At 73.0% G+C, this 18,231-nt stretch carries 17 protein-coding genes; 9 read left to right on the forward strand and 8 right to left on the reverse strand.

Annotated elements, in window-relative coordinates; genetic code table 11:
* The first annotated feature begins 349 nt into the window (after window positions 1-349).
* A complete protein-coding gene (locus O7595_RS25205) occupies window positions 350-1,177 on the forward strand; it encodes an endonuclease/exonuclease/phosphatase family protein (protein WP_269730890.1) in 828 nt (275 codons plus the stop codon).
* Window positions 1,178-1,413: 236 nt separating this feature from the next.
* On the opposite strand, the gene O7595_RS25210 is transcribed toward O7595_RS25205, so the two are convergent.
* Both O7595_RS25210 and O7595_RS25215 read right to left on the reverse strand, forming a co-directional pair.
* Window positions 1,414-2,034 carry a hypothetical protein gene (locus tag O7595_RS25210; protein WP_269730891.1) on the reverse strand — a complete coding sequence of 207 codons (621 nt, stop codon included), beginning with the start codon at window positions 2,032-2,034 and terminating at the stop codon, window positions 1,414-1,416.
* Entirely contained in the window at window positions 2,027-2,806 is a 780-nt protein-coding gene (locus O7595_RS25215; protein WP_269730892.1) for an alpha/beta hydrolase, read from the reverse strand. The genes O7595_RS25210 and O7595_RS25215 overlap by 8 nt, the downstream gene beginning before the upstream one ends.
* A gap of 188 nt (window positions 2,807-2,994) precedes the next feature.
* Here O7595_RS25215 and O7595_RS25220 point away from each other — a divergent pair, with 188 nt between their 5' ends.
* The 5 genes from O7595_RS25220 to O7595_RS25240 all read left to right on the forward strand — a co-directional run bounded on the left by O7595_RS25220 (window position 2,995) and on the right by O7595_RS25240 (window position 9,091).
* Window positions 2,995-3,747, forward strand: coding sequence for a lysophospholipid acyltransferase family protein (locus O7595_RS25220; RefSeq protein WP_269732619.1), 753 nt, complete (start codon window positions 2,995-2,997; stop codon window positions 3,745-3,747).
* A 39-nt stretch (window positions 3,748-3,786) separates the two neighbouring features.
* Window positions 3,787-5,019, forward strand: a complete 1,233-nt coding sequence (gene macS / locus O7595_RS25225) for a MacS family sensor histidine kinase (protein ID WP_269730893.1) — start codon at window positions 3,787-3,789, stop codon at window positions 5,017-5,019.
* Window positions 5,016-5,705 (forward strand): response regulator, encoded by a 690-nt coding sequence (locus tag O7595_RS25230; RefSeq protein WP_269730894.1) that lies wholly within the window; start codon window positions 5,016-5,018, stop codon window positions 5,703-5,705. Before macS ends, O7595_RS25230 begins: the two co-directional genes overlap by 4 nt.
* A 173-nt stretch (window positions 5,706-5,878) precedes the next feature.
* Window positions 5,879-6,907, forward strand: coding sequence for a 6-phosphofructokinase (locus tag O7595_RS25235; protein ID WP_269730895.1), 1,029 nt, complete (start codon window positions 5,879-5,881; stop codon window positions 6,905-6,907).
* Between the two features lie 393 nt (window positions 6,908-7,300).
* Entirely contained in the window at window positions 7,301-9,091 is a 1,791-nt protein-coding gene (locus tag O7595_RS25240; protein WP_269730896.1) for an NlpC/P60 family protein, read from the forward strand.
* Between the two features lie 93 nt (window positions 9,092-9,184).
* On the opposite strand, the gene O7595_RS25245 is transcribed toward O7595_RS25240, so the two are convergent.
* A complete protein-coding gene (locus O7595_RS25245; protein WP_269730897.1) occupies window positions 9,185-11,104 on the reverse strand; it encodes an anthranilate synthase family protein in 1,920 nt (639 codons plus the stop codon).
* Window positions 11,105-11,198: 94 nt separating this feature from the next.
* The gene (locus O7595_RS33965; protein WP_138057791.1) at window positions 11,199-11,255 is read right to left on the reverse strand and encodes a trp operon leader peptide; all 57 of its coding nucleotides are present in this window, start codon (window positions 11,253-11,255) and stop codon (window positions 11,199-11,201) included.
* A 102-nt stretch (window positions 11,256-11,357) separates the two neighbouring features.
* Here O7595_RS33965 and O7595_RS25250 point away from each other — a divergent pair, with 102 nt between their 5' ends.
* Window positions 11,358-12,710, forward strand: coding sequence for a class II 3-deoxy-7-phosphoheptulonate synthase (locus O7595_RS25250; RefSeq protein ID WP_269730898.1), 1,353 nt, complete (start codon window positions 11,358-11,360; stop codon window positions 12,708-12,710).
* A 153-nt stretch (window positions 12,711-12,863) separates the two neighbouring features.
* On the forward strand, window positions 12,864-13,145 hold the full coding sequence (locus O7595_RS25255; protein ID WP_332328308.1) for a (2Fe-2S)-binding protein: 282 nt from the start codon (window positions 12,864-12,866) through the stop codon (window positions 13,143-13,145).
* Window positions 13,146-13,213: 68 nt separating this feature from the next.
* On the opposite strand, the gene bfr is transcribed toward O7595_RS25255, so the two are convergent.
* Window positions 13,214-13,693 carry a bacterioferritin gene (gene bfr, locus O7595_RS25260; protein ID WP_269730900.1) on the reverse strand — a complete coding sequence of 160 codons (480 nt, stop codon included), beginning with the start codon at window positions 13,691-13,693 and terminating at the stop codon, window positions 13,214-13,216.
* A gap of 156 nt (window positions 13,694-13,849) precedes the next feature.
* Here bfr and O7595_RS25265 point away from each other — a divergent pair, with 156 nt between their 5' ends.
* Window positions 13,850-14,482 carry a sulfite oxidase-like oxidoreductase gene (locus O7595_RS25265; RefSeq protein WP_138055813.1) on the forward strand — a complete coding sequence of 211 codons (633 nt, stop codon included), beginning with the start codon at window positions 13,850-13,852 and terminating at the stop codon, window positions 14,480-14,482.
* 47 nt (window positions 14,483-14,529) lie between these two features.
* On the opposite strand, the gene O7595_RS25270 is transcribed toward O7595_RS25265, so the two are convergent.
* The 3 genes from O7595_RS25270 to O7595_RS25280 all read right to left on the reverse strand — a co-directional run bounded on the left by O7595_RS25270 (window position 14,530) and on the right by O7595_RS25280 (window position 18,231).
* A complete protein-coding gene (locus tag O7595_RS25270) occupies window positions 14,530-15,393 on the reverse strand; it encodes a deoxyribonuclease IV (protein ID WP_269730901.1) in 864 nt (287 codons plus the stop codon).
* Window positions 15,394-15,398: 5 nt separating this feature from the next.
* Window positions 15,399-17,321: a Stk1 family PASTA domain-containing Ser/Thr kinase gene (pknB, locus tag O7595_RS25275; RefSeq protein ID WP_269730902.1), complete on the reverse strand. Its 1,923-nt coding sequence runs from the start codon at window positions 17,319-17,321 to the stop codon at window positions 15,399-15,401.
* A gap of 112 nt (window positions 17,322-17,433) precedes the next feature.
* Entirely contained in the window at window positions 17,434-18,231 is a 798-nt protein-coding gene (locus O7595_RS25280; protein WP_269730903.1) for a thiazole synthase, read from the reverse strand.

The following is an 18,231-nucleotide window of genomic DNA, read 5'->3' on the forward strand; positions in this document are numbered from 1 at the left end:
GCGGGCGGTGCGACCGCCGTGGCCCGTTGCCTGTCCCGAGGGGTGCCGGCCCGGTCGGGACGTGGCCCGGTGCGCGGTGACGGGACGCGGGCGGTGCGACCGCCGTGGCCCGTTGCCTGCCCCGAGGGGTGCCGGCCCGGTCGGGACGTGGCCCGGTGCGCGGTGACGGGACGCGGGCGGTGCGACCGCCGTGGCCCGTTGCCTGCCCCGAGGGGTGCCGGCCGTTGCCGGTCCGTTCGGGACCGAGTGGCCCGGTGCGCGTCCCGGCCCGCACCGCACTCCGGCCCGTGCGGCGCGCCCGGTGTGCTGGGGCGGGGCAACACGGCCGAGGCCCGTTATCTTGAGGCACATGGTGACGTCCGAGACGCGACCGCTGCCCAACTCCCGCACCGAGCCCGATGGTTCGGCCGTGATCCGGGTACTCAGCTACAACATCCGCTCGATGCGCGACGACGAGGACGCCCTCACCCGCGTCATCCGTGCCTGCCGGCCCGATCTCGTCTTCGTCCAGGAGGCCCCTCGCTTCTTCAGGTGGCGCAAGCACGCCGCCCGGCTCGCGGCGAAGAGCGAACTGGTGATGCTGAGCGGCGGCGCGACCTCCGCGGGTCCGCTGCTGCTGTGCTCGCTGCGGGCGACCGTCGAGCGCACCGAGGACGTCCTGCTGCCGCTCACCCCGGGTCTGCACCGGCGTGGCTTCGCCACCGCCGTCGTCCGGGTCGGCGCTGCCCGGCTCGGGCTGCTCAGCTGCCATCTGAGCCTGCGGACCGACGAGCGCTATGCCCAGGCCGGAATGCTGCTCGACCGGCTCGACGCGATGGACGTGCCGCACGCGATCGCCGCCGGCGACGTCAACGAGAGTCCCGGCGGGCGCAGTTTCCGGCGCCTCGCGGCCGGGCTCAGGGACGCCTGGGAGGTCAGCCCCTGGGGCGGCGAGTACACCTCGACCCCGACGGACCCGCACCAGCGGATCGACGCGGTGTTCGTGACCCCCGGTATCGAGGTCCTCGGCTGCGGGGTCCCGAGGGGACTTCCCGGGGTCAGCGAGGCCGATCTGAAGGCGGCCACGGACCACCTCCCGGTCCTCGCCGCCCTGCGGGTCCCGGCCTCCGCCGCCCCGACTGCCCGGAGGGGACCCGCTTCCGGGGAGGGGCCGTCGCCGGGGCGGGATCGCCCGTAGCCGGTCGTGCGCGGCCTCCGGGCATGGTTGCGCCCACTGCCACTTTCCGGACCCTGCGGCCACTTTCCGGGCCCCACGGCCACTTTCCGGGCCCTGCGGGCACTTTCCGGGCCCGCCCCCGGCCTTCGCTCGCCGCCTCAGGGCCGCCCTCGCCCCGGCGGCTCCGGCCGCGGTCGGGGCTGCCCGGCCCGCGGTCAGGTCTGCCCCGGTCCCGGGACGCCCTCCGGGCGCACGCCCTAGACGACCGCCCCCCGGCCCGGGTCGTCGTCGTCCTCGTCGTCCCCGTGCGACATCCGCGCCACCAGTGTGACGAAGCCGCCCAGGAAGCCGCCGACGCCGAGGGTGGTCAGCCACCACGTCATGTCCCATCGCAGGATCACGGCGAGCAGCAGCAGCACCGGCCCGCCGATCACCGCGAGCCAGGCGAACTTCGCGGTCGTGTCGGCCTCCGGCAGCGGCGGGGGCTCCGGCGGGACGAAATGGCCCTCGTCGGTCTCGTCCAGGTCGTCGTCCGCCGCCTCGGCGACCTCGTAGTCGCGCGGCCCGCCGCCCACTCCGGGTGCGAACACGACGGAGCCGCCCAGCGGCTTCTCCGGCCGCGGGCGCTCGTCCTCCTCGTCGCCTCCGACGTGGTTCCCGCGGTCGTCGCCGCGGGCGCGGTCGCCGTCCCCGGGCTCCGGTCCTTCGTTCCGGGCGGACTTCTCCAGGCCCGCGAGGTCCTCCACCGACTTGAACGGCTTCGCCCCCGGCGGGTCCGAAGGCTCCTCGCCGTACCCGGCGACGATGGCCGCCCAGGCGGCCTCCTCGTCGATGGGCTGCGGTTCCCGGTCCCGGTCCGCGTCGTGCTGCTCAGCCACCGGTCGTGCTTCCCTTCTTGCCGACACTCGGAGCGAGGCGGCCGATGAACGCGTGGCTCTCCTCGAAAATCCGCTCCGCGTCGTGGTCCAACGTCGCCACGTGGTAGCTCTGTTCCAGCAGGACCTCCCGAACGTCCGTCGACGACACCCGGCCGAGGATCCGGGCCGAGTCCGCCGGCGGCACCACATGGTCCTGAGGGCTGTGCAGCAGCAGCATCGGCTGTGTGACCTGCGGAAGCTCGCCGTCGACGAGCCGCAGGAAGTTCCGCAGCGAGTGTGCGGCGTGCAGGGGGACCCGGTCGTAGGCGACCTCGTCCATGCCCTCCTTCGCGATGTCGTTGGCCAGGCCCTTCGTCGTGCGGACGAGATGCCGGGCCACCGGCAGGGCGTGTGCCGCCGCACCGTGCACCTTGTTGGCCGGGTTCACCACCACGATGCCGCTGATCGCGTCGCCGTGCCTGGCAGCCAGCCGCAGGGCCAGCGCGCCGCCCATGGAGAGCCCGAGGACGAAGACCTGGCCGCACTCCTCGCGCAGCGCCCGGAGCTCCCGGTCCACCTCCGCGTACCAGTCCTGCCAGCCGGTGACCGCCATGTCCTGCCAGCGGGTGCCGTGGCCCGGCAGCAGCGGCAGCGAGACGGTCAGTCCGCGCTCCGCGAGGTACTCCGCCCACGGGCGCAGCGACCGGGGGGAACCGGTGAAGCCGTGACAGAGAAGGACGCCGACCTCGCCACCCTCGTGGCGGTACGGCTCGGCTCCAGGAAGGACCGGCACCGGGGTCTCCTTTCGGGGCGGCCCGGGGGGCGTCCCCCCGGTGGGCAGATTCACCGTACGCGACGGGACGGACACCGACCAGGGCTGAGGCCGCCCGGCACGGGGCCACGGAGGAGAGCGCGGTCCGCCCAGGGGTTAAGGTCTTTTCGACGGATCCCAGGAAGGCACTCGAGTTGATCTACGGCGCAATGAAGTTCTCCATCGGCGGGGCGCTGAAGCTCGCCTTTCGGCCTTGGGTGGAGGGCCTCGAGTACATTCCCGCCGAGGGGCCCGCGATCCTCGCGAGCAACCACCTGTCCTTCTCGGACTCCTTCTTCCTGCCCGCGGTCCTGGACCGCAAGGTCACGTTCATCGCCAAGGCCGAGTACTTCACCTCGCCGGGCGTGAAGGGCAAGCTCACCGCCGCCTTCTTCAAGGGCGTGGGCCAGCTGCCGGTGGATCGCTCCGGAGCGCGCGGCGCCGGTGAGGCGGCCATCAGGAGCGGCGTGGAGGTCATCGAGCGCGGTGAGCTCTTCGGCATCTACCCGGAGGGCACCCGTTCCCCGGACGGCAGGCTCTACCGCGGGAAGCCCGGCGGTCTGGCGCGCGTCGCGCTCGCCACCGGCGCGCCCGTCATCCCCGTCGCGATGATCGACACCGAGAAGATCCAGCCGCCCGGCAAGGTCGTCCCCAAGCTGATGAGCCCCGGGATCAGGATCGGCAAGCCGCTCGACTTCAGCCGCTACCACGGCATGGACCACGACCGCTTCATCCTCCGCTCGGTGACCGACGAGGTCATGTACGAGATCATGAAGCTCTCCGGCCAGGAGTACGTGGACATCTACGCCACGGCCGCCAAGCGGCAGATCGCGGACGCGGAGAAGGCGGCGAAGGAGGCCGCCAAGGAGGCGGAGCGGGCCGCCAAGGAGGCCGGCGGGGCGGAGCGGGGCGGCGACCGGTAGCGTCGCCCGTCCGGTCGGACGGTTTGGGGGGATCGGGGCATGGCCAGGCGCGAACGGGTCGTACGCATGTCGGTGGAGCTGCCGCTGTGGCGTGCGCTGACCGCCTACCGCGTGCTGACGACGGGCTACGCGGTCCTGCTCTTCGTCTTCGCCCGGGACGGGTACGAGCGCCCCTCGGTGGCCGTCGGCTTCCTCGCCGTACTGGTGGTCTGGACGCTGGCCACGCTCCCGAGGGTGGCGAACGCGGCCGCCTGCACCAAGCGTTTCCTCGGCGCCGATCTCACCGTCGCCCTCACCGGCATCCTGCTCACGCCGCTCGCCGACGCGCAGGCGCAGCAGATCGACGGCCCGACCCTGCCGTCGATCTGGACGGCGGGCTCGGTGCTCGCCTTCGCGATCAAGGGCGGCTGGCGCTGGGCGGGTTTCGCGTCATCCCTGGTGGCCGTGGCCAACATCATCGAGCGCGGCGAGCCCAGTCGGGACACCTTCCACAACGTGCTGCTTGTGTGGGTCGCGTCCATCGCCATCGGGTACGTCGTCGAGGTCGCCCGCGCCTCCGAGCGCACCCTGGCCCGCGCCCTGGAGATCGAGGCCGCGACCCGGGAACGCGAGCGGCTGGCCCGCGACATCCACGACAGCGTGCTGCAGGTGCTGGCCATGGTGCAGCGGCGCGGCACGGCGATCGGGGGCGAGGCGGCGGAGCTCGGCCGGATGGCGGGCGAGCAGGAGGTCGCCCTGCGCACCCTGGTCGCCGGCGGACTGGTCCCCGCGTCCCGGGTGTCGGAGGACGAGACCCAGGGCGCGGTCGTCCGGCTCGTCGACGAGCCGGACGGGCCGGACGGTGGGAGCACCGGGGCCGACGGACCGGTGGACCTGCGCACGCTGCTGGCGCCGAGGGCCGGCTGCCGGGTGACCCTGTCGGAGCCGGGGGCCCCGGTGCTGCTCCCCGCACACGCGGCGAAGGAGCTCGTGGCAGCCGTCGGTGCCGCGCTGGACAATGTCCGCCGGCACGCCGGCGAGGACGCGCACGCGTGGATCCTGGTCGAGGACTGGCCGGACGAGGTGATCGTGACGGTCCGGGACGACGGCCCGGGGATCCCGGAGGGGCGGTTGGCCCAGGCCGAGGGCGAGGGGCGGCTCGGAGTCGCGCTCTCGATCCGCGGCCGGCTGCGGGACATCGGCGGCACCGCCGAGCTGGTCTCGGTGCCGGGGCAGGGTACGGAAGTCGAGTTGAAGGTCCCGCGGGGGACCCGGGGGAAGGCGGAACGATGACGGAGACGAGCGGTGCGGCGCAGCGGCCCGTGCGCGTCATGGTCGTGGACGACCACCCGATGTGGCGGGACGCGGTCGCCCGGGATCTGGCCGAGGCCGGTCACGAGGTGGTGGCGACCGCGGGCGACGGCCCGCAGGCGGTGCGCCGGGCCAGGGCGGCGGGGCCGGACGTCCTCGTGCTCGACCTCAACCTCCCGGGTATGCCGGGGGCCGCGGTCTGCAAGGAGCTCGTGGGAGCGAACCCGTCGCTGCGGGTGCTCGTGCTCTCCGCCAGCGGGGAGCACGCCGACGTGCTGGAGGCGGTGAAGTCGGGGGCGACCGGCTATCTGCTGAAGTCGGCCAGTACGGAGGAGCTGATCGACGCCGTGCGCCGCACCGCCGCCGGCGATCCGGTGTTCACCCCCGGCCTCGCGGGCCTGGTGCTGGGGGAGTACCGGCGGCTGGCGACCGAGCCGGTGCCGGCCGCGGGGCCGGACGAGCCGAAGGCGCCGCAGCTCACCGAGCGGGAGACGGAGGTGCTGCGGCTGGTCGCCAAGGGCCTCTCGTACAAGCAGATCGCGGAGCGGCTCGTCATCTCGCACCGCACGGTGCAGAACCACGTGCAGAACACCCTGGGCAAGCTCCAGCTGCACAACCGGGTGGAGCTCGTGCGCTACGCGATCGAGCGCGGCCTCGACGACGTCTGACGCCCGCCGGGCCGCCGGCCCGGCCTGGTACCCGGTCCACTCGATGGAGTGAACCACCGGACGTCAACTGCCGTCCCCGTACCCGGAATTCACCTTTCGTACCGTCCCGGAGTGACCTGGGTCACCACTAGCGTGGCCGACGAATGTGGCCACCGACGGCGAAGGGACCTTCCATGCGGGTCGGAGTACTGACCGGGGGCGGCGACTGCCCCGGCCTCAACGCGGTCATCCGCGGCATCGTCCGCAAGGGCGTGCAGGAGTACGGATACGAGTTCACCGGCTACCGGGACGGGTGGCGCGGGCCGCTGGAGGGCGACACCGTGCGCCTCGACATCCCCGCGGTGCGCGGCATCCTGCCACGCGGGGGCACCGTCCTCGGTTCCTCGCGGACCAATCCCCTCAAGACGCAGGACGGCGTCCGCCGGATCAAGGAGAACCTCGCCAAGCACGAGGTGGAAGCACTGATCGCGATCGGCGGCGAGGACACCCTCGGGGTCGCCGCGCGGCTCTCGGACGAGTACGGGATCAGGTGCGTCGGCGTCCCCAAGACCATCGACAACGACCTGTCCGCCACGGACTACACCTTCGGCTTCGACACCGCCGTCGGCATCGCCACCGAGGCCATCGACCGGTTGCACACCACGGCGGAGTCCCACATGCGGGTCCTCGTGGTCGAGGTGATGGGCCGTCACGCCGGCTGGATCGCCCTGCACTCGGGGCTGGCGGGCGGGGCGAACGTGATCCTCATCCCGGAGCAGCGGTTCGACCTGGACCAGGTCTGCGCCTGGGTCACCTCCCGGTTCCGGGCCTCGTACGCGCCGATCGTCGTGGTCGCCGAGGGCGCGATGCCCAGGGACGGCGACATGGTCCTCAAGGACGGGACGCTGGACTCCTTCGGCCACGTCCGGCTGTCCGGCGTCGGTGAATGGCTGGCCACGGAGATCGAGAAGCGCACCGGCAAGGAGGCCAGGACCACCGTCCTCGGCCATGTCCAGCGCGGCGGTACGCCCAGTGCCTTCGACCGCTGGCTGGCGACCCGCTTCGGCCTGCACGCGATCGAGGCGGTGCGTGACGGCGACTACGGCAAGATGGTCGCCCTGCGCGGCACGGACATCGTCCGCGTACCGATCGGCGAGGCGACGGCGAGACTGAAGACCGTCGATCCGGCTCTCTACGAGGAGGTCGGCGTCTTCTTCGGCTGACGGACGGCCTGGGCTATGCGCCGGTACCGCCCCGGCCCGTACCCAGGGGCCCGCCGGTGGGTCGGGGCAGGGCCGGTCCACCGCCGTGTACGGCTCGGACGTCGCCGGGGTGCTCCCCCTGACCGGCGTCCGTCCGGCTGACCGGCGTCCGTCCGGTCGGCCGGTGCCGCGTCGGCAGAGGTCCGCCCCGCCGTGACGCGCGGCACGGCGCCTCGCGGCGTTGCCGGTCCACGGGCAGGCCCACCACGAGGGCCGTCCGGCGCCCTGCGGTCCTTCCCCTCGGTCCGCAGGGCCGGGAAGGCCCCGTGCGCCGGGCGCGGCTCCTTCCCGGGGCGAACCCCGCCCGACGGAGCAGTAGGGTGTGCCCGGTATTCCATGATCATGGGGGGAACCGTGTCACCTGTCAGCCGTCGTGCCGCGCTCGCCGCGGCCCTCGCGGGCACAGCAGCGGGAGTGGTCCCGTCCACGGCGCTCGCCCGCGCTCCCGGGAAGGCGTCCCGTGCGCCCGTGCCCGCCCCCGCGGGGGTTGCCGCCGGGCCCGCCGCCCAGCCGCCCGCGACCATGTGGCTGCACCGTCAGGACGTCGACGACGCGCGCTTCTTCCGCGCGGGGCTCGGCGGACCGCTCACCGCGCGGAGGACCGGTGCGGCCGGTCCCGAGACCTACGAGGTCTCGGACGCGTACGGCCCCCTCGCCACGCTCACCAAGGGGGCGCGGACCGTCACCGTGCACGGGTTGCGGCGCACCTTCACCGAGCAGAAGAAGGCCTTCACCGACCGCTTCGACCGGACCGTCTCCGGCTGGGGCACGTCGCCCGGCGGCGGCAGATGGGCGACTCCCGACACCACCCGGGCGGAGTTTCGCGTCGAGGGCGGAAACGGCACCGTGGTGCTGCGGGAGGACGGGTTCAGCCAGTTCGCCACGCTCTCCGACGGCGTCGGGGACGTCGATGTGAGCGCCGTGCTCACACTCGACAGGGTCCCGGCCGGTGACGCCGTCTCGGCCGCGGTCTGCTGCGCGTACGCGGGCGACGACCGGCACTACCGCGCCCGGCTGTCCTTCCTCACCACCGGCGAGGTCAGACTGATCCTGGAGATGGCGGCCGGGAACACCACGACCGTGCTCGGCGGCCCCGTCCAGGTGGGATCCGGCTTCCGGCCCGGTGACCGCTGGCGCCTCCGCCTGGAGCGCACGGGGACCGCACTGCGCTGCCGCGCCTGGCGCGACGGCCAGAACGAGCCCGCCACCTGGCAGGCCGCAGGGACGGACGGCACGCTCGGCGCGGGCGGGACCGGCATCCGGGTCCTCGCCAACAAGGGCGGCACCGCCCTTCCGGTGAAGGCGCTGGTCGGCGAGTTCACCGTCGCCGGCCGCCGGCCCGAGCCCCCCGAGGTCACGCACGACCTGTGGGTGCGGCTGCTGGACACGCCCTTCGACGGCACCCTGACCCCCGCCCTGGAACGGCGCCTGCGCGACTGGGCGGGCGACACCTCCCCCGACGCCCTCGGCTACGCGGCCATGTTCCTGCCGCACGCGGCCGGCGCGGTCGACCCGGTGCTCGGCACGCGCGTCCTGGGCGAGGCGGGGTACGGGCCCTTCAACGCGGGGACGGGCGACGGCACCCGCGAGATCGGCGCCGACTTCTGGGAGTACATGGGCCTGGACACCTGGACCTTCCCCAACGGCGAGGCACCGGCGCAGCCGGAGAACACGGGCTCGCAGAAGCGCTGGGCGGGCTTCCTCGACTGCTCCGGCTACGTCCGGATGGTGTACGGGCACCACATGGGCGTACCCATGGTCAACTACCGGGACTTCGACGGCGCCAACCTGCCGAGGGAGTCCGCCGACCAGGCGGAGAAGGGCCCGGGCGTCGCGGTCGCCGGCCTCACGGCCGAGGGCGTCCCCGGCCAGGCCCCGCCGCCGCTGGACGGACTGCGCGTCGGCGACCTGGTGTACTTCGACGCCTACGACAGCGCCGGTGACGACGAAGGCGTGGGGGACGACCGCGGGACCATCGACCACGTCGGCATCTACCTGGGCCGGGACCAGGACGGCAGGCGCCGGTTCGCGTCCAGCCGCAAGACGCCCGACGGGCCGACGACGGCGGATCTCGGCGCGCTGTCGGTGCTGGACGCCGGAACCGAGTTGTACAGCAGGAGCCTGCGCGTCATCCGCCGCTTCTGACGTCGCGGGCCGTCCCCCGCCGGGCCGCCCCGGCAGGGCACGGACCAGGCTCCTTCAGATGCCCGCCGCACCCCCCGGGGCCCGCCCCGGGGGTCAGGGCGCACGCTCCGGAACCACCGCGTCGAGGAGCGTGCGCACGATCTCCGGCCCGCGCAGCGTCAGCACCGACTCCGGGTGGAACTGGATGCCCGCGAAACCCGGCCCGCGCAGCGCGTGGACCTCACCCGACGGCGCACGGCTCACCTCGACGCCGTGCCGGGACAGCTCCGCCGCCGCCTCGTCGTCGCACACGGCGGTGAAACTGTTGTAGAAGCCGACCGTCTCCTCCGCGCCGAACAGCCCGACCCGCAGTTGTGCCCCCTGGAACGGTGTCTTCCTGCGGGCGATGTCCAGTCCCAGCTCGGCCGCGATCAGCTCATGGCCGAGGCAGACCCCCAGCAGACCCCTCCGGTGGCCGCGCAGCAGGTCCGCCGTGAGCGAGCGCAGGAAGCTCATCTTCGGGTCGGCCGCGTCCGACGGATCGCCCGGGCCCGGCCCGAGGACGACCGGCCCGTCGTGGGCGAGCGCAGCCTCCCGCACCCCCGGTTCGTCATAGCGGCGTACGGCCACGTCGAGCCCCGAGCCCCGCAGCAGATGGGCCAGCATCGCGGTGAACGTGTCCTCGCCGTCCACCACCAGCGCACGCCCCGAGACGCGCTCCGGCAGGGCCTGCATCCGCAGCCAGAAGGGCGCCAGGTCCGCCCGCCGGGCGTCCAGGGCCGCCCGCACCCGGGGGTCGTCGGTCGGCCGCGGCCGTGCCTCCTCCGCCCGCGCCGGCCCCGGGCGGACCCCCAGCGCGGCCAGCACCCCCGCCGCCTTGGCGTGCGTCTCCGCCACCTCGGACGCCGGGTCCGAGTGGCGGACCAGCGTCGCGCCGACCGGCACCCGCACCTCGCCCGAGGCGGAGATGTCGGCGGTGCGGATCAGGATCGGCGAGTCGAGGGTCTGCGCGCCGCCCGCGTCGGTGCCGAGGAGCGCCAGCGCGCCCGCGTAGTAGCCGCGCCCGCCGTCCTCGTACCGCTCGATGACCCGGCACGCGTTCTGCACCGGCGAGCCGGTGACCGTGGCCGCGAACATCGTCTCGCGCAGGACCTCGCGGACGTCGAGCGAGGAGCGTCCCCGCAGCTCGTACTCCGTGTGCGCGAGATGGGCCATCTCCCTGAGGCGGGGCCCGACCACCACGCCGCCCATGTCGCCGACCGTGCACATCATCTTGAGCTCCTCGTCGACGACCATGGAGAGCTCGTCGGTCTCCTTGCGGTCGGAGAGGAAGTCCAGCAGCCCGTCGACCGCAGGTCCACCCGCCGGGTAGCGGTACGTCCCGCTGATCGGGTTCATCACGACCGTGCCCCCGGACATCCGCACATGCACCTCCGGGCTCGCCCCGACGAGCGTGCGTCCGCCCGTATCCCTGCCGGGCCGCCCCGCCGGGGAGGGCCTACCGTCGCCGGTGTGGACGACGTAGGTCCAGTACGCGCCGCGTTCGCCGGCGAGCAGCCGCCGGAAGAGCGCGAGTGCGTCGGCCCTGCCGAAGTCCGGGACACGCCCGGTGAACGTGCGCCGGATGACGAAGTTCGCGCCCTCGCCGCGCCCGATCTCGTGCTCCACCACACGCCGGACGATCTCCGCGTACTCCTCGTCGCCGACGTCGAAGCCGCCGCCCTCGACGTCGACCGCGTGCGCCGGAAGCCGGTCCAGCACCTCGTCGAGCGGCAGCTCGCAGGACTCCTCGGCGACCAGCACGGACAGCGGTGTGCCGTCGTCGCGCACGTCGAAGCCCCGTTCGCGGATCTGCCGGAACGGCACCAGCGCCAGTGACGGACGCTCGCCCACCGGGAGGTCGGCGAGCCGCTCGACCTCGAGGACCGGGCCGGTGAGCACCTCGACGGTGTCGTGGTCGCGGCCGGGCGTGCGCCGGCGCAGCAGGGCGAACGGAGGGGCGTCGGGATTCAGCAACCGGTCGAGGACGTGCATGGCGGGGTTCCTTCCGTGGTGGGGAGGAACGGCCCGCGGAAACGGGAAAGGCCGCCCCTCGGGCGGCCTTCGCGAAACTGTGCGCGCGATCGGATCAGTGGGCCGCCGGATGAGCGGTCCACCACCGGTTCTGGGTCGTCTGCGCGAACATGCCCGGAACCCTACCCCACCGGTGTCCCGTCCGCCGGTGGCCGCCGTCTCACTTTCTGGTCCGCGGCCCGGACCGGCCGATTCACCACGTAATGTTGTCGGGGTGACCGTGAACGCTAAGCCCACCGCAACCGGTGGCAACACCTGGCGAGACCTGCCCGCGGCGCAGCAGCCCGAGTACCCCGATGCCGAGGCTCTGCGCGATGTGATCGCGGACCTCGAGTCGTATCCGCCGCTCGTCTTCGCGGGCGAGTGCGACCAGCTGCGCGCCCGGATGGGAGCCGTCGCCAAGGGCGAGGCGTTCCTGCTCCAGGGCGGCGACTGCGCCGAGGCCTTCGACGCGGTGTCCGCCGACCACATCCGCAACAAGCTCAAGACCCTGCTCCAGATGGGTGCGGTGCTGACGTACGCCGCGTCCGTGCCGGTCGTGAAGGTCGGCCGGATCGCCGGCCAGTACTCCAAGCCTCGCTCGAAGTCCACGGAGACCCGTGACGGCGTGACGCTGCCGACCTACCGGGGCGACTCGGTCAACGGCTTCGAGTTCACCGAGGCGGCCCGGGTCCCGGACCCCGAGCGGCTGAAGCGGATGTACCACGCCTCGGCGTCGACGCTGAACCTCGTGCGCGCCTTCACCACCGGCGGTTACGCCGACCTGCGCCAGGTGCACGCCTGGAACCAGGACTTCGTGAAGTCCTCCCCCTCCGGGCAGCGCTACGAGCAGCTGGCGCGCGAGATCGACAACGCGCTGAACTTCATGAAGGCCTGCGGCACGGACCCGGCGGAGTTCCGCACCGTCGAGTTCTACGCCTCCCACGAGGCCCTGCTGATGGACTACGAGTCGGCCCTCACCCGGGTCGACTCTCGGACGGGCGATCTGTACGACGTCTCGGGCCACATGGTGTGGATCGGTGAGCGCACCCGCCAGCTGGACGGCGCGCACATCGAGTTCGCGTCGCGGATCCGCAACCCCGTCGGCGTGAAGCTCGGCCCGACGACGACCGTCGACGAGGCGCTGCAGTACGTCGAGCGGCTGGACCCGGAGCGCGAGCCCGGCCGGCTGACCTTCGTCGTCCGCATGGGAGCCGACAAGGTCCGCGACCGGCTCCCCGAGCTGGTCGAGAAGGTCACCGCCTCCGGTGCCACCGTGGCCTGGGTGACCGACCCGATGCACGGCAACACCTTCGAGGCGGCCTCCGGCCACAAGACCCGCCGTTTCGACGACGTGCTCGACGAGGTCAAGGGATTCTTCGAGGTGCACAAGGCGCTGGGCACCCACCCGGGCGGCATCCACGTCGAGCTCACCGGCGATGACGTCACCGAGTGCGTGGGCGGCGGCGACGAGATCTTCGTCGACGACCTGCACCAGCGCTACGAGACGGCCTGCGACCCCCGGCTGAACCGCAGCCAGTCGCTGGACCTGGCGTTCCTGGTCGCGGAGATGTACCGCGACCAGTGAGCCGACCGGCACGACGGTGGGGCGTGGATCGTGTGATCCGCGCCCCACCGTCGTACCCGGGACTTTTGCGACCGGCGAGCGGCGGGTAAGGTTAGGTTAGCCTCACCGATCAATCGGGACGGGCGCCACAGTCGATCTCGATCCCGCCGGGAGGTGAACCGCGTGTACGTCTGCTCTTGCTTCGGCATCACGGAGAAGCAGGTCAAGGAGCACGCGGAGGCCGGTGCCTGCACCCCCCGCCAGATCGCCTCGGTGTCCAAGGCGGGCACCGACTGCGGTTCCTGTGTGCGCCGTATCCAGGGCATCCTCGGCCGGGGCGCCTGCCCGCGCCGCGAGCTGCTGGAGCAGGGCAGCGGCGCCGCCGCACTGTCCGAGGGCACGACCCCGGTGGCTGCCGAGACGGTCTCGCCCGGCCGGCTGCGCGAGGCGGCCTAGCCCCGGCCCCGTGGCGATGGCCCAGCCTCCGCCCCGTGGCGATCCGGGCCGTCCGGACGGGCGGGTTCCTAGGACTCCGGCTGCTCGATCACCTGGGCGATGTAGAGCGGCTCTCCGAGCTTCTCGACCAGTTCCAGCTGGGTGTCCAGGTAGTCGATGTGGTGCTCCTCGTCCGCCAGGATCGACTCGAAGATGTTCGCGGACGTGATGTCGCCCTTCCCCCGCATGACCTCGATGCCGCGCCGCAGTCGGTCGATCGCCTCGACCTCGACCTGCCGGTCCGCCTGGAACATCTCGGTGACCGTCTGCCCGATCCGCACGTGGAACAGCCGCTGGTAGTTCGGCAGCCCCTCCAGGAACAGGATGCGGTCGGTGAGCACCTCGGCGTGCTTCATCTCGTCGAACGACTCGGCCCGTGTGTACTTGGCGAGCTTCGTCCAACCGAAGTTCTCCTGCATCTTGGCGTGCAGGAAGTACTGGTTGATCGCGGTCAGCTCGGCAGTCAACTGCTCGTTGAGGAACTCGATGACCTCGGGATCGCCCTGCATCGCAGAGGCTCCTTCCGCACGTGTGACTCGGGCAGGATGCGCGCATCCTCGCACCGTGATCGAAGGCCGTCCAGTAAGTGCCTCCTTAGTAGGAGTTGCCCGAATCGGCCCAGACCTGGTCATGACCACCCCTCCTGGTCTGTCACCATTGAGGGCATGGGTCAGCCGGAGAGCCGGGAACACCGGGCGTCAGAACAGTCCGAGCTACCTCCGGGACAGCGACTGCAGCGCGGCTGGCCGGTCACCCACTACGGGCCCGTCCCCAAGTTCAAGCCGGACCGCTGGGAGTTCCGGGTCTTCGGCGCCACCGCCGACGGCGACAAGCGCTGCTGGAACCACGAGGAGTTCTCCGCGCTGCCGTTCTCGACGGTCGTCGCCGACCTCCACTGCGTGACGAAATTCAGCATGCTCGGGGCCGAATGGGGCGGAGTGCCCGCATCGACGATCGTCGAGCTGGCCCCGCCGGCCCCGGCGGTCACCCATGTCATGGTCTGGGCCGAGTACGGCTTCAGCGCCAATCTGCGGCTCTCCGACTTCCTCTCCGAGCGCACGATCTTCGCCACCCACAAGGACGGCGAGCTGCTCACCGCCGAGCACGGCTTCCCCCTGCGGCTGATCGTCCCGCACCTGTACGCCTGGAAGGGCCCGAAGTGGGTCCGCGGTGTGGAGTACATGACGGCCGACCGGAGGGGCTTCTGGGAGGAGCGGGGCTACCACAACATCGGCGACCCATGGCGCGAGCAGCGCTACTCCTACCAGGAGGAGCCGGGCGACGGGCCCGAGTTCTAGCCTGATCTCCAAGCTGCGCGGCGCTCACCGGCCGCAGGGTCCCGGGCTCAGGCGTCGCGGAGCTTCTTCAGCAGGGCCACGTCCGCCGCGTACGTCTCCTTGCCGTGGCGGCCGCCCGGTGTCTCGATGATCAGCGGTACGCCCTCCGCGGCGGGGTGGCGCATCAGCTCGCCGAACGCCTCCTCGCCGATGTGGCCGGCACCGATGTTCTCGTGGCGGTCCTTGCGGGCCCCGACGACGTCCTTGGAGTCGTTGGCGTGGATCAGCCTCAGCCTGCCGGGGCCGACCGTGTCGACCAGCAGATCCAGCGTCCGCCCGGCTCCGCCGGGAGCGGCCAGTTCGTGACCGGCCGCGAACGCGTGGCAGGTGTCCAGGCACACGCCCAGTCTGGGGTGGGCCTCCAGGGCCTCGAAGTACGGACCGAGGTCCGCGACCAGCGAGCAGAGCGAGAACCCCTGCCCGGCCGTCGGCTCCAGCAGCAGGAACGGGTCGTCGTCGTGCGTCAGCTCGTCCAGCAGCGGCAGCACCAGCTCCCGCACCTGCGCGAGGGCCGTCTCCCGGGTCCTGCCCCCGGTCGCCGAGCCGGTGTGCACCACCACGCCCGCCGCGCCGATGTCCCGGCCGCGGCGCAGCGAGTGGCGCAGCGACTCCACGGACAGCTCGGCGGTGACCGCGCTGTGGGAGCCGAAGTTGATCAGGTACGGGGCGTGCACGAACGCCGGTGTGCCGGTGGTGGCGTTCCCGGCGCGGAACAGTTCGTCCTGCGCGGCGTTCCCCACCGGGGTGGCCCAGCCGCGCGGATTGGCGACGAAGACCTGCACGGCCTCGGCCTCGATCTCACGGGCGTACGCCAGACCCGTCCTGGCCAGGCCGCCGGCCACGGGCACATGCGCGCCGACAGGGTTGTGCACGGTCGCTAGAGCCCCTTGGTCGTGATCGTGATCGTGCTGCCCTCGGCCGCCTGCTCGCCGCCCTCGACGGACTGGCGCTCGACGGTGTCGCCGAGGAACGGGAAGGCCCGCTCGACCTTGACCTCGAAGCCCGCCTCCTGGAGTTCGCGCCGGGCGTCGTCCAGCGAGTCCCCGGTGACGTCCGGGACCTCGACCATCCGCGGTCCCTTGGAGACCGTGAGGGTGACGGTGTCGCCGCCGGCGGCCCGTGCGCCCTCGGCGGGCGCCTGCCGGGCGACGGTCCCCGCCTCCTGGGGGGAGTGGACCTGCTCCGGCGCCACCTCCACCTTCAGCCCCGCGTCCTCGAGGGTGCTCGTGGCGTCCTCGACGGAGTCGCCGGTGACGTCCGGGACGTCGACCGGGGCGCCCTTGCTGACGACGAGCGCGACCGCGGAGTCCGGACGGCGCTCGGTGCCGGCGGCCGGGTCGGAACCGATCACCGTGCCCTGGGCGGCCTCGTCGCTGAACTCCCTGGTGATCACACCCGGGGCGAGACCGGCCTTGCGGAGGGCGCTTCTGGCCTCGGCGAGCTTCAGGCCCTCGAGCTCCGGAACCTTGACGATCTCGGGGCCGCGCGAGATGACGAGTGTGACCGAGCCGTTGTGGCGGATGCGCTGCCCGGGGTCGGGGTTCACGTCCATGACGGTGCCCCGGTCGTAGGCGTCGCTGAAGCCCTTCCTGACGGCCTCGACGTCCAGACCGGCGGCGGACAGCCGCTGCTTCGCCACGGCCTCGGTCTGGCCGAGGACGGTGGGCACGCGGGTGAACTGGCCGGAATTGATGTACCAGACGCCCGCCCCGGCACCGAGGACGAGCAGCACGGCGACGACGGCGGCGAGCACCCCCCGGCGCGGCGCCGGCAGCCGCCGGCCCGCCGGACGGGACGGCGGGGGACCGGCGGGCGGCATCTCCAACCGGCTCGTCCGGTCGGCGGCCCCGCCGGTGGGCATCGGCCGCGCGATCACGCTCGTCCGGTCCTCCGAACCGGCGGACGACTCGGCGCCCGGCGTCCTGGCCTGCGGCGGTACGGCGTCGAGCTGGTCGTCGCCGAGTCCGGCACGGGCCCCGCGGGTCCGGCCGAGCAGGGCGACGGCGTCGTCGGGACGCGACTCGGGGTCCCGGGCGGTGGCGAGGGCCACCAGGCCGTCCAGCTCAGGGGCGAGCCCGGGCACGGCGGCCGACGGCGGTGGCACGTCCTCGTTGAGGTGCCGGTAGAGCACCTGGGCCGGGGTGTCGCCGGAGTGCGGCTTGCCGCCCGTGAGCATCTCGTAGAGCACGACACCGCAGGCGTACACGTCGGCGCGGGTGTCCGCCGTGCCGGACTCGATCTGCTCCGGCGCGAGGTAGGAGACGGTCCCGAGCAGCGAACCCGTGGTGCTCGTCACCGAGCCCACGGCACGGACCAGGCCGAAGTCGGCGACCTTGACCCGCCCGTCGTCCCCGATCAGGACGTTCTCGGGCTTCATGTCCCGGTGGACGAACCCGGCCCGGTGCGCGGCGCCCAGCGCGGCAAGCACGGGCTCCAGGATGTCGAGGGCCGCCCGCGGACGGAGCGCGCCCCGCTCCCGCAGCACGTCACGGAGCGTGCACCCGGCGACGTACTCCATCGCCAGATAGACGTACGCGCCGTCGGCCCCCTGGTCGTACACGCCGACGACGTTGGGGTGGGACAGCCGGGCCACGGACTTCGCCTCGCGGATGAACCGCTCGACGAACGAGACGTCCGCCGCGAGCGCCGGGTGCATCACCTTGAGGGCGAGCACCCGGTCGAGCCGGGTGTCCACGGCCCGGTAGACCGTGGCCATCCCGCCGACGGCGATACGCGCGTCGACGCGGTAGCGGCCGTCGAGCACCTGCCCGACGAGGGGGTCCTGAAGGGTCGTATCCACGCAGGCGAGTCTACGAGCCCGGCCCCCCGGCTCCGGCCCCCCGGCCGGGGCTGCAGCGCAGCTGTGACGTGCGTCATCGAAGAGCGGGCGTCGTCCGCGGGGCCGGGCGCCGTCACCCGAAGGCGGGGCGCTCCGGGTCCAGCGCCGCCCGTCCCTCGACGGGGGACGAGGCCTCGGCGAAGTGCCGGCGCGGGATACGGCCCGCCCGGTGGGCCAGCCGGCCCGCCTCGACCGCGTGCCGCATGGCCTCGGCCATCACGACCGGTTCCTGCGCCCGGGTGACCGCGGAGGCCAGCATCACCGCGGAGCACCCCAGCTCCATCGCCAGCGCGGCGTCCGACGCCGTGCCGGCGCCCGCGTCCAGGATCACCGGGACCCGGGCGCGCTCGGTGATCAGCTGGAAGTTGTGCGGGTTGCGGATGCCGAGCCCGGAGCCGATCGGGGAACCGAGCGGCATGATCGCGGCGCAGCCCACGTCCTCCAGCCGCCGCGCCAGCACGGGGTCGTCGTTGGTGTAGGGCAGCACGACGAAGCCGTCGTCCACCAGCACCTCCGCCGCGTCGAGCAGCTCGACCGGATCGGGCAGCAGCGTCCGTTCGTCCGCCACCACCTCCAGCTTGATCCAGGACGTCCCGAGTGCCTCCCGGGCGAGCCGTGCGGTCAGCACGGCCTCGCCCGCGGTGAAGCATCCCGCGGTGTTCGGCAGCACCTGGATGCCCAGGCGGTCCAGCACGGACAGCACCGAGCCCTGCACGGTCGGGTCGAGGCGGCGCATCGCGACCGTGGTCAGTTCCGTGCCGCTGGCGACCAGCGCGCGTTCCAGCACGTCGAGGCTGGGCGCCCCGCCCGTCCCCATGATCAGCCGGGACGAGAACCCCGTCCCGCCCAGTACGAAGCGGTCGTCGGCCAT

It is taken from the genome of Streptomyces sp. WMMC940, assembly GCF_027460265.1.
In the GTDB taxonomy this organism is placed as follows: Bacteria; Actinomycetota; Actinomycetes; order Streptomycetales; family Streptomycetaceae; genus Streptomyces.

Excerpts from the sequence above, each read along its gene's own strand:
- O7595_RS25205 (WP_269730890.1), top strand. The coding sequence starts at position 350 with ATGGTGACGTCCGAGACGCGACCGCTGCCCAACTCCCGCACCGAGCCC.
- O7595_RS25220 (WP_269732619.1), top strand. The coding sequence starts at position 2,995 with ATGAAGTTCTCCATCGGCGGGGCGCTGAAGCTCGCCTTTCGGCCTTGG.
- macS (WP_269730893.1), top strand. The coding sequence starts at position 3,787 with ATGGCCAGGCGCGAACGGGTCGTACGCATGTCGGTGGAGCTGCCGCTG.
- O7595_RS25230 (WP_269730894.1), top strand. The coding sequence starts at position 5,016 with ATGACGGAGACGAGCGGTGCGGCGCAGCGGCCCGTGCGCGTCATGGTC.
- O7595_RS25235 (WP_269730895.1), top strand. The coding sequence starts at position 5,879 with ATGCGGGTCGGAGTACTGACCGGGGGCGGCGACTGCCCCGGCCTCAAC.
- O7595_RS25245 (WP_269730897.1), bottom strand. The coding sequence starts at position 11,104 with ATGCACGTCCTCGACCGGTTGCTGAATCCCGACGCCCCTCCGTTCGCC.
- bfr (WP_269730900.1), bottom strand. The coding sequence starts at position 13,693 with ATGCAGGGCGATCCCGAGGTCATCGAGTTCCTCAACGAGCAGTTGACT.
- O7595_RS25265 (WP_138055813.1), top strand. The coding sequence starts at position 13,850 with ATGGGTCAGCCGGAGAGCCGGGAACACCGGGCGTCAGAACAGTCCGAG.
- O7595_RS25280 (WP_269730903.1), bottom strand. The coding sequence starts at position 18,231 with ATGGCCGACGACCGCTTCGTACTGGGCGGGACGGGGTTCTCGTCCCGG.